Source organism: Oceanobacillus luteolus, from assembly GCF_042678205.1.
Classification (GTDB): Bacteria; Bacillota; Bacilli; order Bacillales; family Amphibacillaceae; genus Oceanobacillus; species Oceanobacillus luteolus.
On the sequence record NZ_JBHUDE010000127.1, the window covers coordinates 1 to 14,801 of the forward strand.

The window sequence follows — 14,801 nt, forward strand, 5'->3', positions numbered from 1 at the left end:
TATTTTTATTACTAATATTATACCAAATTAGGCAATAGAGTTGTTTTATTATTTTGATAAATAAAAAGAAATAAATAGGCTGTCGAGGGTTTCTCGACAGCCTGAAAAGCCGCATACGCGGCTTTTTTTCGTGTTTTATTGTTCAATCGACAATGTTTTCTTGATCGACAGATGAATGCGCTAGACGGCTTGATGCTGCGGCGGCAATGGCACCGACTATATCATCAAGAAATGTATTTACACTACCGCTGGATTTATCATTCAATCTTTTCAAAATTCCCGGCTTCTGTTTGTCGATATAACCGTAATTGGTAAATCCGATTGAGCCATAAACGTTTACAATTGATAAAGCGATAATTTCATCTACTCCATATAAACTCTCATCTGTAACAATGGTTTCAAGCAATGGTTCTTCGAGAAGTTTTTTTTCGGCAAGGACATCGAGTTGAATCCCTGTAATGACAGCATTCTGTACTTCACGCTTTGATAATACTCTGTTGACATTATACCTGCATTCATCCATCGTCAATTCATTATGGTAGCTGGACTGTAAGTAATAAACGAGTTCAGCTATATCATCAATTTTTACACCGCGTTCTTCAAGAAGTTGACGGGCTTTTTTTTCCAAGTCACTTAATTTTACACGCTTTTCCATTCTCATCACCTTTTCAAATGTAGTTAAATCACCGTCAGGGTTCTGTTTATTCGGCACAACTGTTCAGCCATAGGGGAACAGACGGTAGAAATACTTTTTTAATGATTCATGCATTTTGTAACCTTGAACGACGTAACTTTAGTGTTGCTGAATGAAGATTGGATTAACATCATATAGTTCTAGTATACCCCTATATGGTGAGGAGGAACTAATTTTGTCTTTTAGGGAACTATTATCTGATTATTACCAAATACATCCGGAAGAAAAAGTGATGATTGATGATAGGGCGGGCTTTCTATCGGATGGATATTTTTATTTTAACATGGAATCCAGGAACCTTGAAACTATCCAAATGGAACAGACGGTACTTGCTTATTATTTACGAGAAAATGGTATTCGACAAATGGCCTTGCCAATCAAAAATATGAAGGAGGAGTGGTTCACTGAGTATCGTAATAGTAAGTTTTTAATATACCAAGTTACTGAACGCAATATGAAAAGAGAAAGCCCAGGCAGAAGTTTAGCCTTATTTCATCAGATTGGTTCCACCTATGGATTTGAGCCTCAGACAATATCGAGCTACGGTGAGTGGAAAAGGCTCTGGATCGATAAACTTACATTATTTGAAGAGTGGATCCACCAACAAGTGGAGGACCGAAATGCCATCAGCAAAATTTTATTAGATACTCTCCCATATATTATTGGTATGAGTGAAAATGCGATTCAATACCTTCGTGAAACAGAAGAAACCGAAAGCAGATTTTCTGAAATGGATCAAGGTACTGTGACTTTCCTGCGCTTTCAAGATCAGTTTAATCGGGAAGTGCTTTGGCCAGATCAGCTTGGATATGATCATCCAGCTCGAGACTTGGCCGAATACATTCGATTGTTATTGCTTACTGGACAATCAGAAGAAGCACTGCTTGAATTTATAAGAGATTACCAAATAATTAGGCCATTAACTTTATTCAGTTGGCGTTTAGTTTATGCCCGTTTGCTATTTCCAATACATTTATTTGATGCAATGGAACCTCTGTTGATATCGGAGCATCCATCTGGAAAGGAAGAAGAATATCTTCATATGATTGATCGACAAGGTAAGTATGAAGAAAGGCTGCGTGATTTCTTCATGAAGGTTGGCATTGACAAAGGTGAAGCTGGTCTCACTGAGGTGGAATGGCTTTAAAGGCAAAAAGAAAAAAGGCAGTATGTCAACTGCCTTTAAAATACTTGTTCTATTTCTTTGACGCCAGGAACTTCTGCCATTAATGCTCGTTCTATTCCTGCTTTTAATGTAATGGTTGAACTTGGACAGTTACCGCAAGCACCCATCAATCGGAGCATAACAATGCCATCCTCATCCACATCTATTAATTCAACATCGCCACCGTCACGTAATAAAAATGGGCGCAATTTGTTTAATACTTCTTGAACTTGCTCGTGCATAAACCATTTCCCCTTTCGTATCCCTAGTATAAAACGATTGGATTAAAAAATCTATGGTAATTTTATTCTTTATATGAGTTAATTATATTGTACCTTTGCTCATTGATTTTGTAAAATGAAAGAAACTATTGTATCAGAAATCTTAGTGAAAAGCATCGGCCAGATAATGAAGCAGATGGATTGAATTGGTTGCGAAGGCTTTGTATAATAAAAGATATTCAAGATTAGTTAGGGAGGTAATGATATGGTCATTACGTTGACAGATTCTGCAAGAGATCAGATCAAGGAAATGATGAAGGATGAACCAGAGGGAGCACGTCTTCGTTTTGGTATTCAAGGTGGGGGCTGCAGTGGCCTTTCGTACTCCTTAAGTTTCGATGAGCACGTGAATGAGGAATTGGATATAGTGGAAGAAATCAATGAAATACCAGTTGTTCTTTTTAGTCAAGATGTCCCAATCATTGAAGGAACAAAAATTGACTTCAAAGAGAACTTGATGGGTGGCGGCTTCTCCATAGATAATCCTAATGCTATTGTATCCTGTGGTTGCGGTTCTTCTTTCCGTCCAAAGGAATATGAGGGTCCAATTGAAAAATGTTAGTCCTCCTATTGGAACGAACGGGTGGCTCAAACAAGAAAGTCATCGTTAGATAGTATTAATTGATATCGAATTATTGGATAAGCCTAGTGCTGTAGGGTGAATAACAAAAAGACAATCCACTAAGTGTAGGGATTGTCTTTTTTTATATTGTGTTGGGCCTGGACAGGAATCGCCATTTCCAACACAAGAGTAATAACGGAGCTACATCCTGATTAAAACATCTCCATGTCCGTAGAGTGTCTCGGTTGGACGCGAGCTTTCGGATTCATATAACGCATAGCATTATTAACCGCTGTAGGCCCTTCCCCGAAGCCGGTGACAATTAATTTCACCTTGCCATCATAGGTGGTCACATCTCCTGCTGCATAGATGCCAGGGATGTTTGTCTCCATTTTTGAGTTGACAACAATACTGTTTTTCTCTATTTTAATACCCCAGTCTTTAATTGGTCCTAGTGAAGAGATGAAACCATAATTACAGATGATGTCGTCGACTTCTAATGTGATTTTATTTTCTCCTCTTACTTCTTGCAGTGTAATACTGTCAATTTTGTCTGAAGTCGTAATTGATTCAGCAGCGTATGGGGTAATCAATTCAACAGTAGAATTCTTCAATTGCTCTACACTTGATTCATGAGCACGGAATTGATCTCTTCTATGCACTAAGGTTACGCTTTTAGCAATATCCTTAAGCATTAAAGCCCAATCTACTGCAGAATCTCCACCTCCAAGAAGTACAACATTTTTATCTGTAAATTGTTTTAAATCTGTTACATGGTAATGTAAATTAATACCTTCGAAATCTTCACTATTATCGATGTTTAATCGCCTTGGAGTGAAAGCTCCATTACCAGCTGTAATGATGATTGTCTTAGAAAGATGAACTTGACCATTCTCTCCGATAAGTTTGAAGCTGCCGTCTTCTTGTTTTTCAACCTTTTCAATCGCTTCATCTAAAATAATGGTAGGATTAAAAAACTCTACTTGCTTTTCTAAGTTTTTAACAAGGTCTACAGCTTTAATTTTTGGAAAGCCAGCAACATCATATATGTACTTCTCTGGATAAAGGGCAGCGAGTTGCCCACCAGTTTGGGGTAAACTTTCAATAATCTTTACTTTAGCCTGGCGCATACCTCCATAGAAAGCAGTAAATAAACCTGCCGGTCCAGCGCCGATAATCGTTATATCATAAAGTTCTTCAGACAACGGAATTCCCTCTTTCCTTATCTAATATTGTCAACAATCCTATCCTACCATAAAACAAACCTGATTATATACTAACAAGCTCAATTTTTCATTCCATAAAAATCTAGTAATATTACAAAAACGTAACAAAGCATGTTATTTTTGTTACAAATATGTTATAATCTACTGATGTAATTGGTACAGTATAAATAGCCACTGGGACAACAAGAAGACAAAAGCAAAAATGGCTAATGGAGTGTTAACATGTATAAACCACAAATTGTAATTCTAGGGGCGGGCTATAGCGGCTTAATGACTGCAACTAAGTTACAGAAAATATTGCATCGGAATGAAGCTGATATTACATTAGTGAACATAAATGATTATCACTATCAGACATCCTGGTTGCATGAAACTGCAGCTGGTACTTTAAAACCTGAAAGGACAATCATACCTATCAGGGATGTTATAAACCAAGAAAAAATCAATCTCGTAATTGATGAAGTAGTGATGATCAAAGAAAAAGAGAAAATAGTAAAGTTAAAGAACCGTGAACTCTCTTATGATATTTTAGTGATAGGTTTAGGTTTTGAAGCGGAAGCTATTACAAATCCTAATTTGAACGATCATATATTTCCTATAGGGAACCTAAATAATGCCAGGGTTCTTAGAGAGCACCTGGAGTATAACTTTGCGAAGTATGCAAACGAAGAAAAGAAAAACCAAGCGAGACTAAATATTGTGATTGCTGGTGGAGGATTTACAGGTGTTGGCTACGCTGGAGAATTGGTGGACCGAATTCCAGACTTGAGTAAGGAATATGGTGTGGATCGCACTCAAGTCCGGGTGATTTTAGTAGAATGTGAATCTACTATCCTACCAGGTTTCCATAATGAATTCATTAACTATGCAATGAATTCATTGGAATCCCGAGGTGTTGAATTTGTTACAGATGCTGAAATTATAGAGACTAAAGAAGATCGTGTCGTATATGAGAAGTTAGGTAAACGGATTGAATTGCCGACCAAAACCGTTGTATGGGCTGGAGGAGTGCGTGGGAATTCCCTTCTTGAAGAGTCAGGCATCCCTACAAACAATGGCAAAGTAGAAGTAGAAAACGATCTACGTGTCCCAGATAATGAAGCAATATATGTAGTAGGGGACTGTGCCAATATACGTAATCCGGAAACCGGACGACTATATCCGGCAAATGCAGAAATCGCCATTGCCTCAGCGGAAACAGCTGCTGAAAATATCAAAGCACAGATTAATGGGGAAGCCCTCATTCCTTTCCAATTAAATAATAAAACGGTGATTGCTTCACTTGGTACATCAGATGGTGTGGCAGTATCGTTAAACGGCAGGAATAGTTTTGGCTGGAAAGCTAATCTAATGAAAAAAATATGCTTAAATCGTTACTTACTCAGGCTCGGCGGGATTCATCTCTTACTTAAAAAAGGCCGGTTCAACTTCTTCCAAGCGTAAAAGCAGGAAGGTTGTTTATCTTTGCTTTTCTATTTATTTGTTATAAAATAGGCGTGGATATTATGTTCCATGAACGAACTATCATTCTGGAGACAATAGTCAACGGAGTGAATGTTTAATTGATTTAACGAAGCGAAGGGAGCCACACCATTGATACAGCTAGTAGTTTCTGTTCTACTTTATTTTGTAATATTCTTCGGGATTGCTTTTATTTTAAATATGCTTTTACGGAGTACTTGGTTAATGTCTTTCCTTTATCCTGTTATAGCAATAATTATTATTGATGGGATTTCAACTTTTGATTACTTGACCAATACGAGTGAGTCTTTTCAAGTACTGGGTGATAGGTTAGCTTCTTTACAGGTTGCCGACTATATCATTATGGGTTCCGGACTTGCCGGTACAATCGTTTCGGGGATCACCATCCGAATTTTGCGTAAGAGTGGATATCGAATGTTTTAGAGCTCAATGATATGAATAGCAGACCAAATTATTGGTCTGCTATTTTATTTGATACTTTTGTAGTTTGTTATAAAGAGTCACCCGCGAGATACCAAGTCTTCGAGCTGCGTCTGATTTATTTCCATTTGTTTGACGCAACGTTTCTTCAATCAATACTTTTTCAATAGAATCTTTCTCATCTGATAGGGACGAGCTTTTATCATCATTACTTATTTGTTGTGAAGAGGAGATGAGATTTGGGAAGTAATTCAATAAATCATCACTGTCAATTTGGGATTTATCACAGAGTATGACTAACCTTTCCATCATATTTTTAAGTTCACGTACATTACCAGGCCATACATAAGACAAAAGGATTTGCATGGCGCTATGATGGAGCTCGGGTGTTGGTAATTGGTACTTTAAAGCAAACTGCTCGAGGAATAAATCTGTCAAACTTGGAATATCATCCAAGCGGTCACGTAATGGCGGCATGGTAAGTTGGATGACATTTAATCTGTAATATAAATCGGCACGAAAATTATTCTCAACCATCATTGTCGTAAGATCTTGGTTGGTAGCAGCAATAATACGTACATTCACTTCACGACCGATGGAATCACCTATCCGATAAATACGGTTTTCTTGCAGCACCCGCAGCAATTTTACTTGCATGTCCAACGGAAGCTCACCAATCTCATCGAGAAATAACGTTCCTCCATCTGCCATTTCAATTTTCCCTGCTTTCCCTTCCTTCGATGCCCCGGTAAAAGAACCCGCTTCATAACCGAAAAGTTCGCTCTCAAATAGGGCAGGGGGGATGGCTCCACAGTTAACTGGGATAAACGGTTTGTCGGCTCGAGAGCTCGCTTCATGAATCGCTTGTGCACATACTTCTTTTCCGGTACCGCTTTCACCGAGAATTAAAGTGGTTGCATCGGTTTTTGCAGCCTTTACAGCAATTTGAATGGTATCTAAAAGAGCGGTGCTCCGACCTTTTAACTTGGCAAAAGGGGATTCTTCGTTCACTTGTTTGACTTTCTTTCTTAGTTCATCCAATTCCATCGAAGTTGTTTCCAAGTTATTGCTCAATCGTACAATTTGTGTAATATCTCTCTCTACAGAGACAGCACCAATTAATTCTCCGCTATTATTAAAAATTGGGGTAGTGTTAATGACCACGTGTTTATCTTCTCTGGGACGGTGATAGATATTCTTCACTTGTTCTTTCGTTTCTAGTACTTTCAAAACCATGAGATCTTCTTCCTTAAAGAAATCAGTAATCGATTGATTAATTATTTCTTCTTTTGATATGTTAAAAGTGGCAACGGCAGCATCATTCCAATATAAAACAATTTTATCACGATTAATCACTGTTATTGCATCATCTTCTGTCGAAAGAACTGTTTCTAAAATCAACTGATTTACATTCAACCAATTCGTACCTCCCAAACTGTAAAGTAGTTGTACAATAATTGTACAGATTATTTACACTTGTGTAAATGATAGCGTGTACAATTGTCGTTAACTAAAACTCATATAAAAATAATTTCGTATGAAAGGGCATTCATACGAAGCAATTTCGGAATTAAGATGAATCTCTCCTCTTGATTTGGCATGGTTTTTGCTATAATAATAGTAAGTGCAGTAGCAGAAGTTACAGATTAAATCACAATCTGGAAACTATCGCAAATAAATGTAAGCACTTTCAATGATGCAAATTATCTCAACACTGTAACAGCTGCTAGAATTGGCACACCTTCAAGAGTAACTCAAAAAGGAGAATGTATCATGGCTAACTTAACTCGTGACTTTTTTATTGCACTATCAAATAGTGAATTTCTTAATGAAAATGCACGTAAATGGGGATTCCGTTTAGGTGCGGAAAAATTTGTTGCTGGTACCGACATCTATGCTGCTGCAAAGAAAGTCCGGGAATTGAATCAGCACGGTATCACCGTCACATTGGATAATTTAGGGGAATTTGTATATGACCGTGAGGAGGCTATTGAGGCGAAAAATCAGATCCTTAACGTAATTGAACAAATTCATGAGCTAGAACTCGATAGTCATATTTCTGTTAAACTTACACAAATCGGACTTGATATTGACAAGGACTTTTGCTTGGAAAATATGAGGGATATTGTAGCTAAGGCAAATGAAAATCATATATTTGTCAATATCGATATGGAAAAATTTGTGCATTATCAACCTACTTTGGATCTGTTGAAGGAGCTTCGTAAAGAATACAAAAACGTTGGAACTGTTTTACAAACTTATTTATATCGTACCGAAGAAGATTTGAAAGAATTAAAGGATGTCAGATTACGAATTGTAAAAGGGGCTTATAAAGAGTCCGAAGATGTCGCTTATCAAACCAAAGAAGAAATTGATGCCAACTTTATCAAAGTAGTGAAAGAACGACTGCAAGGAGAAGCTTTCACATCAATTGCAACACATGACCATCATATTATTAATCAAGTGAAAAAATATGTTGAGGAGAACAACATAAATAAAGATAAGTTTGAATTTCAAATGCTATATGGTTTCCGTACAGAGATGCAATATGCTTTGGCGGAAGAGGGATACCGTTTCTGTACGTATATTCCATTCGGCAATGATTGGTTCGGATACTTCATGCGTCGGTTGGCTGAGCGTCCGCAAAATATGAATCTAGTATTGAAGGATACCTTCTACACGAAGGAAAATACGCTCAAAAAAGGACCGGTCGTTGCAGGTGTTGCAGGGATTGCAGCGATTACATTTCTCGTAGGAAGAAAAAAAGCAAGAAATAAATAAACAAAGATAAAGGATTATTTTAATGATGAAATATCGATAAAAGCTCGAGATTCGAGCTTTTTAAATATAATTTAATAAGGGGAGATGGAAAGGATGTCGGATTATACGTATCAGTTAATGGCAATCATATTATATTTCATATGTATGGTATTGATTGGTCTCTTTGGATTCTCAAAGACAAAAAACTTAGGTGACTACATGCTCGGTGGGCGTCAGTTAGGTCCCGTTGCATCTGCTATGAGTGCAGGTGCCTCGGACATGTCTCAGTGGTTGTTAATGGGTCTTCCTGGCGCTTTGTATGTAGCTGGTTTAGTAGAAATATGGATGCCGATAGCGCTCGCTGCTGGAACATGGTTGAATTGGAAAATCGTTGCACCAAGACTTCGTACGTACACACAAGTGGCAAATAATTCGATTACAATTCCGAGTTTCTTGGATAATCGATTTAAAGATAATGCTAAGATATTACGAGTAGTTTCCGGGCTTATTATTTTACTTTATTTTACTTTCTATGTTTCATCTGGAATGGTTGCTGGTGGGGTCTTCTTCGAAAGTGCATTTGATTATAAATATCAAACTGGACTTATGATTGTTGGTGGTGTAACTATTCTTTACACTTTCATAGGCGGATTCTTAGCGGTTAGTTACACTGATGTTGTTCAAGGTACCATGATGTTTTTAGCCCTTATACTAGTTCCTATATTTGGAATTCTAGCCACCGGAGGATTTGGAGAAATGACGGCAAGTGCAATGGAATTTAATCCTGATGCTTTTAGTATCGTATCTGGGACCACTTTCCTGGGAGTCATTTCGTTACTTGCTTGGGGATTAGGTTACTTTGGACAACCACATATCATCATTAGATTCATGGCGATCAAATCAGCTAAAGAAACAAAGGCAGCACGGAGAATTGGTTTTGGTTGGGTTACATTATCACTGGGAGGAGCAGTACTTACAGGCCTGGTTGGATCAGCTTACTTCCAACAAAATCCAGAAATCACTTTAAGTAATCCTGAAGCGGTATTTCTTTCATTAGGACAGATTCTGTTCCACCCATTTATTGCAGGGTTGATGTTGGCTGCAGTTCTCGCAGCTATAATGAGTACAGTTTCTTCTCAGCTTCTTGTTTCATCCTCAGCTCTGGTTGAGGATATTTATAAGACGGTTTTCAAAAAAGAAGCGAGTGATAAGTTTTATGTAAATATGGGAAGGCTAGCCGTATTATTCATTTCAGCGATTGCCATCTACTTTGCTTGGGAACAAAACGATACCATTTTAGGACTTGTGAAATTCGCTTGGGCAGGGTTCGGCGCCTCCTTTGGTCCGGTAATCCTTATGTCCTTGTATTGGAAGAAGTTTACAAGCTCTGGTGCACTTTGGGCAATGATTGTCGGTGCGATTACAGTATTCATTTGGGGTAACACTCCATTAAAAAATTATTTATATGAAATTGTACCTGGTTTTATATTAGCCTTAATTGTTGGATGTGTAGTAAGCAAGCTGACATACAAGCACAATCCAGAAGTAGAGGAAGAGTTTGATGAAGCAGTAAGACTTGCAAAATTTGAGGACTGATTATCACTTAAAAGAGTGAGCATAAATGTTCACTCTTTTTTCTTATTCATGTATGTTATTAATAAAAAAGAAGTAGAGAGTGATTGAATGAAGAAAACAAATGTCCATCGGCTGCTCGACAAAAGAAAGATAGATTATCAGATTCACGAATATCCTTGGACAGAGGAGAGATTGGATGCAAAAACTGCTGCAAGTCAGGCACATATTGATTTGGAAAAAGTATATAAAACTCTCGTAGCAGTTGGAGATAAAACAGGTACTCTTGTGGCTTGCATTAGAGCAGAAGATGAACTTGATCTTAAAGCACTTGCGAAACACAGCGGTAACAAAAAAAGTGGAAATGCTATTAATGAAAAATCTGGAAAAAACAACTGGCTACCTTCGCGGAGGTTGTTCACCTATTGGAATGAAGAAAAGCTTTCCGACATTTATCGATGAGTCTGCAAAGAAATTAGAAACCATCGTTATTTCTGCCGGTGCACGTGGGAGTCAAGTAGAATTATCTCCATATGATTTGGAGCAACTCACAGGTGCTGTTTTTAAAAATTTAAAGGTGGATTAATTATAAGATTTTTAGATGCTTGTTTTGCCGTAAACTATCATACATTCAAAAATGTCCAGAACAATACAGTAATCTGTAATGTACTGGACATTTCTAAGTTGAATCCAATTATTTTACTTTCTTTTTTCAGCCTGTAATGCAACCTTCACTGTATCGATAAATTCATTCGCTTTTTCCACAGGTGCTTTGGTAAGTAAACTTACGATGATAAAGATACTGGTTGACAAAATTAGTCCCCATATTCCAGATGCCAATCCAAGTGGCTTCCATTGAAAGGCTTCCAAACAGATGACGATAAGCCCAGTAATAATCACACTGGCCAGCACCCCTTTTGCAGTACCACGCTTCCAGAAAAATGTACCGAAAATAGCTGGAACAACGATGATCAAACCAGCGGAAGATGCAACAGACAGCAGAGCGATAATGCTCAATTCCATTTCGGCAAAGAGGTAAGCTAGAATTGCAATGATCGGAATGATGATTTTCCCTATTCGCAGCTGCATCTTATCAGATGACTCTTTCTTAATGTTTCCATAGACATCTTTTGCAAAGACCGATGCTAACGTCAATAGAATGGAGTCGATTGTTGAAATAGCTGCAGCCATAATCCCCACCATGACGATGACCCCAAGTATGGGAGGCACGATGTCAGAAGACAAAAGTAAAGGTGTAGCTAAATCGACATTTTCTAAGTCAGGAAACATAATCGTTGCTGAAAAGCCCCAAAGAATCGCTACCAACGTATAAATCACTCCGAAAATCATAAAGCCTAAAATCATGATTTTTAAATCTTTCATCGATGCCGGCATGTACAATCGCTGACTGACTTGAGGGTTGGAGAGACTGAAAAACATCCACGGGATTGTCATACCGATAAACGTAAAGAAACTAAAAAATCCATTACCTGGTACACTTAGTGAATCTGGGTATTTTGTTTCTAAAGTATGGAAAAAGCCGTTGAACCCACCCAACCCATTAATCAATATAAGGATGACGAGAGTTGAGGAAATAATCATAAATATTGCTTGTAAGGAGTCGGTCCAGGCAACGGAACGGATGCCTGCAATGTATGAAAATAATATAGCCATTACCGTAGCGATTAGAACTCCGCTAGAAAAGGAAATCCCCCCATTTGTAAGACCTGAAAGCAGATACCCTACTCCTGTCAGCTGCACAGCGCTATACGGAATTAGAAATAGACAGCTTGATATCGCGACAATAATAGCCACTCGCTTGTCTTGATAACGATCACCCAGCATTTCAGAAGGGGTGACATATCCATATTTTTTTCCAACAACCCAAAAACGTGGACCAAAAAAGGCAATGAGTGAAACTCCCATTAAATATATCAATTCAAATCCAAGCGCCCCAACTCCACCACGGTATGTTAGACCGGCCAGTCCAACTAACATAAAGGCGCTGTAGGTCGTTGCGCTATAGCTTAACGCTGAAACAAACCCTCCAAGTTTCCGGTCTCCAAGAAAATATCCAACCATATTATTTTGGTTACCAGTGCGTGACATGAAAGCAATTAATAAAGAAATGAATATATAAATTGCAATTGCCCACCAGATATAGGAAGTATTCATTCTTCTTTGCCCCAATCTTTAATCATTATATAGTTGACACCGATAACGAGTATGGTCAAGGCTGTCCAAAATAAAAAACTGCCATACCATGCATTTACATTTCTTAGTAATGTGTAAGGTACAACGAAAGCAAAAAGAATTAATATTGTAATTAGGATTGCGTAAGCTTTTTCATTGTGTTTCATGATATTTCCTCCAATCCATTCTGTATATTGGAAATTTTGTGGAATTCATCACATGTTAGCGTAGTTGTTTCATTTAATTCGTTAAATTTTACAAAAACAATCATAACAGAATGCCATTTGAATTGCCACAGAAAGTAAATATTTATATCTCGTTCTTTTCTAGTTAATGTAACCCTCGCTAGTCGTAAAAAACGATACGGATAATAAAGTTTCCCTTTTCTGCAACTTTCTTTTTGAATTGTCGTCTAATGAGAAAAAGGTTGAAAGGGGTCAGCAAGGCATGCGAAAGCTATTTTCACTTTTAGTTCTTGTCTTTTTTCTTTTATCGTGCAGCAACCAAGATTCAGGTGAGATGACAGCTGATATGTCTGTTGAATCGTATGATCGTAGTGGAGCGGATATGGCTGAAGAAAATCTCGCATTTACTGAATCGGCAGATGTTGAAGTAGAGGAGGTCGAAAACAAGTCCGCAGTTAGAGAATCTGAGGGAAATAATCGGAAAGTCATTTATACTGCAGACCTGCAAGTCGAGGTGGAAAGTTACCAGGAAATAACTGAGCATATTCAGAAAGAAACAGAAAGATTGGGAGGCTATATTGTAGAGTCTAATCTGTACAACGATTCAGATGGGAGGAGCGGACAAATAACAGTTCGTATACCGCAAGAAGACTTCCGAACTTTTATAGAAATAGTTGAAAAAGGGAGTACGAAGGTAGTGGAACAAACTGTTTCCGGTCAAGATGTAACAGAGGAGTTTGTGGATTTAGAGTCAAGAATGAAATCAAAACGCCAAGTCGAAGAAAGGTTACTTGAGTTTTTGACAAATGCTGAGAAAACAGAAGACCTATTAAAAATATCCAATGATTTGGCTGACATTCAAGAAGAGATTGAAACCTTGATAGGCAGGATGAATTACTTGCAGGATAAAACAGACTTTTCTACGGTTACGATAAGGATATATGAAAACAATGTAACACTATCATCTATTGATGATGATGACCTGAATACTTGGGAAGAAACGAAAAAGCAATTCATGAGAAGTGTAAACTTTGTCATCTCCGTTTTTTCTGGAATAATAGTATTCTTCATTGGCAATCTTCCTGTGTTTTTATTAGTAGGTGTTTTACTTTTAATTGGTTTTCTTACATGGCGAAGGAAAAGAAAATCTGAGAAATCCTAGGCTAGACCTAGGGTTTTTCCGTTTTCTGTAGATAAAGTAAAAATATTTTGATTATATATAAGCTAGTGTTAAAATGATAGAAATAATATATGCATCTGGAGGAGAATAATGGAAACTTTAGAAGTAGGGCGAGCGAGGTTGACATGGCTTAAAGGGGGAGTCAATCATCTGGATGGAGGTGCTATGTTTGGTGTTGTACCAAAAGCATTATGGTCTAGGAAATATCCATCCAATGAGAAGAATCAAATCGAGCTTCGTACCGATCCAATCTTACTGCAGTTAGATGGTAAAAACTTTTTAATAGATGCTGGGCTTGGAACCGACAAATTGACTGAAAAGCAAATTCACAATTTTGGAGCAGTTGAGCTTTCGTTTGTTGAAGAGTCTTTGGGAGAATTGGGACTTTTACCAACAGATATCGATGCTGTTTTGATGACCCACTTGCATTTTGATCATGCTAGTGGTTTATCGAAACGAGTTGGAGATGAATATGATTCGATTTTCACTAATGCAGTCATTTATACAACTGCAATTGAGTGGGAAGAAATGCGTAATCCTAATATACGATCTGTAAATACATATTGGGAAATAAATTGGCAGCCTATCGAGGATCAGGTCGAGACGTTTGCCGATGAACTGAAGATAGTAGATGGTTTACGAATGATCCATACTGGTGGTCATAGTGAAGGGCACGCCATCATCATTTTCGAGGATGGAGATGATTGCTTCATTCATATGGGGGATATCATGCCGACGAATGCCCATCAAAATAAACTATGGGTATTAGCTTATGATGATTATCCAGTGACATCCGTTCACGAGAAGGAAGAATGGATGGAATTTGGATACAGCAAAGAAGCTTGGTATACATTTTATCATGATGCATATTACCGAGCAGTCAGATTTAATGAAAGCGGCGAGATAATGGATGAGTTGAAAAGAAAACGTTATGAGTATAAGGTATAAAAAAGAAGCGCTTTCTAAAAGAAGCGCTTCTCAGCTTGTAGAGAAAGTAGGTGTTTTTTCTCTGCAAGCTTTTTATTTTGGTTAAAGTGATATATTTTCTGGTGATTTTTACAATGAAAATAGACTCCCATCC

The 14,801-nt window shown here is 37.7% G+C and carries 14 protein-coding genes and 1 pseudogene; 9 read left to right on the plus strand and 6 right to left on the minus strand.

The annotated features are described in order from the left end of the window. Nucleotides 1–142: 142 nt before the first annotated feature. Nucleotides 143–655, minus strand: coding sequence for a phosphatidylglycerophosphatase A family protein (locus ACFSBH_RS13765; protein ID WP_251511720.1), 513 nt, complete (start codon nt 653–655; stop codon nt 143–145). Between the two features lie 214 nt (nt 656–869). Between ACFSBH_RS13765 and ACFSBH_RS13770 the strand changes: the two genes are divergently transcribed. Continuing rightward, nucleotides 870–1,841, plus strand: coding sequence for a protein kinase family protein (locus ACFSBH_RS13770; RefSeq protein ID WP_379598071.1), 972 nt, complete (start codon nt 870–872; stop codon nt 1,839–1,841). Between the two features lie 35 nt (nt 1,842–1,876). Here ACFSBH_RS13770 and ACFSBH_RS13775 read toward each other — a convergent pair whose 3' ends face one another. Continuing rightward, complete coding sequence (locus tag ACFSBH_RS13775; protein WP_251511583.1) at nt 1,877–2,101, minus strand: NifU family protein; 225 nt, start codon at nt 2,099–2,101, stop codon at nt 1,877–1,879. Nucleotides 2,102–2,345: 244 nt separating this feature from the next. Here ACFSBH_RS13775 and ACFSBH_RS13780 point away from each other — a divergent pair, with 244 nt between their 5' ends. Continuing rightward, on the plus strand, nt 2,346–2,702 hold the full coding sequence (locus tag ACFSBH_RS13780) for a HesB/IscA family protein (protein WP_251511588.1): 357 nt from the start codon (nt 2,346–2,348) through the stop codon (nt 2,700–2,702). Nucleotides 2,703–2,914: 212 nt separating this feature from the next. On the opposite strand, the gene ACFSBH_RS13785 is transcribed toward ACFSBH_RS13780, so the two are convergent. After that, nucleotides 2,915–3,907 carry an NAD(P)/FAD-dependent oxidoreductase gene (locus ACFSBH_RS13785; RefSeq protein WP_251511591.1) on the minus strand — a complete coding sequence of 331 codons (993 nt, stop codon included), beginning with the start codon at nt 3,905–3,907 and terminating at the stop codon, nt 2,915–2,917. A 243-nt stretch (nt 3,908–4,150) separates the two neighbouring features. Between ACFSBH_RS13785 and ACFSBH_RS13790 the strand changes: the two genes are divergently transcribed. Beyond that, nucleotides 4,151–5,371 carry an NAD(P)/FAD-dependent oxidoreductase gene (locus ACFSBH_RS13790; RefSeq protein ID WP_379598074.1) on the plus strand — a complete coding sequence of 407 codons (1,221 nt, stop codon included), beginning with the start codon at nt 4,151–4,153 and terminating at the stop codon, nt 5,369–5,371. A 150-nt stretch (nt 5,372–5,521) separates the two neighbouring features. Next, complete coding sequence (locus tag ACFSBH_RS13795) at nt 5,522–5,833, plus strand: YuiB family protein (RefSeq protein WP_251511596.1); 312 nt, start codon at nt 5,522–5,524, stop codon at nt 5,831–5,833. A 39-nt stretch (nt 5,834–5,872) separates the two neighbouring features. Here ACFSBH_RS13795 and ACFSBH_RS13800 read toward each other — a convergent pair whose 3' ends face one another. Continuing rightward, a complete protein-coding gene (locus ACFSBH_RS13800) occupies nt 5,873–7,246 on the minus strand; it encodes a sigma-54 interaction domain-containing protein (protein ID WP_379598076.1) in 1,374 nt (457 codons plus the stop codon). Nucleotides 7,247–7,603: 357 nt separating this feature from the next. Between ACFSBH_RS13800 and ACFSBH_RS13805 the strand changes: the two genes are divergently transcribed. The 3 genes and pseudogenes from ACFSBH_RS13805 to ybaK all read left to right on the plus strand — a co-directional run bounded on the left by ACFSBH_RS13805 (nt 7,604) and on the right by ybaK (nt 10,748). Further along, nucleotides 7,604–8,611: a proline dehydrogenase family protein gene (locus ACFSBH_RS13805; protein ID WP_251511602.1), complete on the plus strand. Its 1,008-nt coding sequence runs from the start codon at nt 7,604–7,606 to the stop codon at nt 8,609–8,611. 93 nt (nt 8,612–8,704) lie between these two features. Then, entirely contained in the window at nt 8,705–10,186 is a 1,482-nt protein-coding gene (gene putP / locus ACFSBH_RS13810; RefSeq protein WP_251511605.1) for a sodium/proline symporter PutP, read from the plus strand. A gap of 87 nt (nt 10,187–10,273) precedes the next feature. Continuing rightward, a pseudogene (gene ybaK / locus ACFSBH_RS13815) lies at nt 10,274–10,748 on the plus strand (Cys-tRNA(Pro) deacylase). A 113-nt stretch (nt 10,749–10,861) separates the two neighbouring features. Here the strand turns inward: ybaK and ACFSBH_RS13820 are convergent. Continuing rightward, nucleotides 10,862–12,337, minus strand: coding sequence for a sodium:solute symporter family protein (locus ACFSBH_RS13820; RefSeq protein ID WP_379598079.1), 1,476 nt, complete (start codon nt 12,335–12,337; stop codon nt 10,862–10,864). After that, complete coding sequence (locus ACFSBH_RS13825; RefSeq protein ID WP_379598081.1) at nt 12,334–12,522, minus strand: hypothetical protein; 189 nt, start codon at nt 12,520–12,522, stop codon at nt 12,334–12,336. Before ACFSBH_RS13825 ends, ACFSBH_RS13820 begins: the two co-directional genes overlap by 4 nt. Nucleotides 12,523–12,802: 280 nt before the next feature. On the opposite strand from ACFSBH_RS13825, the gene ACFSBH_RS13830 reads away from it, so the two are divergent. Both ACFSBH_RS13830 and ACFSBH_RS13835 read left to right on the plus strand, forming a co-directional pair. After that, nucleotides 12,803–13,702 carry a DUF4349 domain-containing protein gene (locus tag ACFSBH_RS13830; protein ID WP_251511617.1) on the plus strand — a complete coding sequence of 300 codons (900 nt, stop codon included), beginning with the start codon at nt 12,803–12,805 and terminating at the stop codon, nt 13,700–13,702. A gap of 108 nt (nt 13,703–13,810) precedes the next feature. Beyond that, nucleotides 13,811–14,668: a YtnP family quorum-quenching lactonase gene (locus tag ACFSBH_RS13835; protein ID WP_379598083.1), complete on the plus strand. Its 858-nt coding sequence runs from the start codon at nt 13,811–13,813 to the stop codon at nt 14,666–14,668. Nucleotides 14,669–14,801 lie beyond the last annotated feature (133 nt).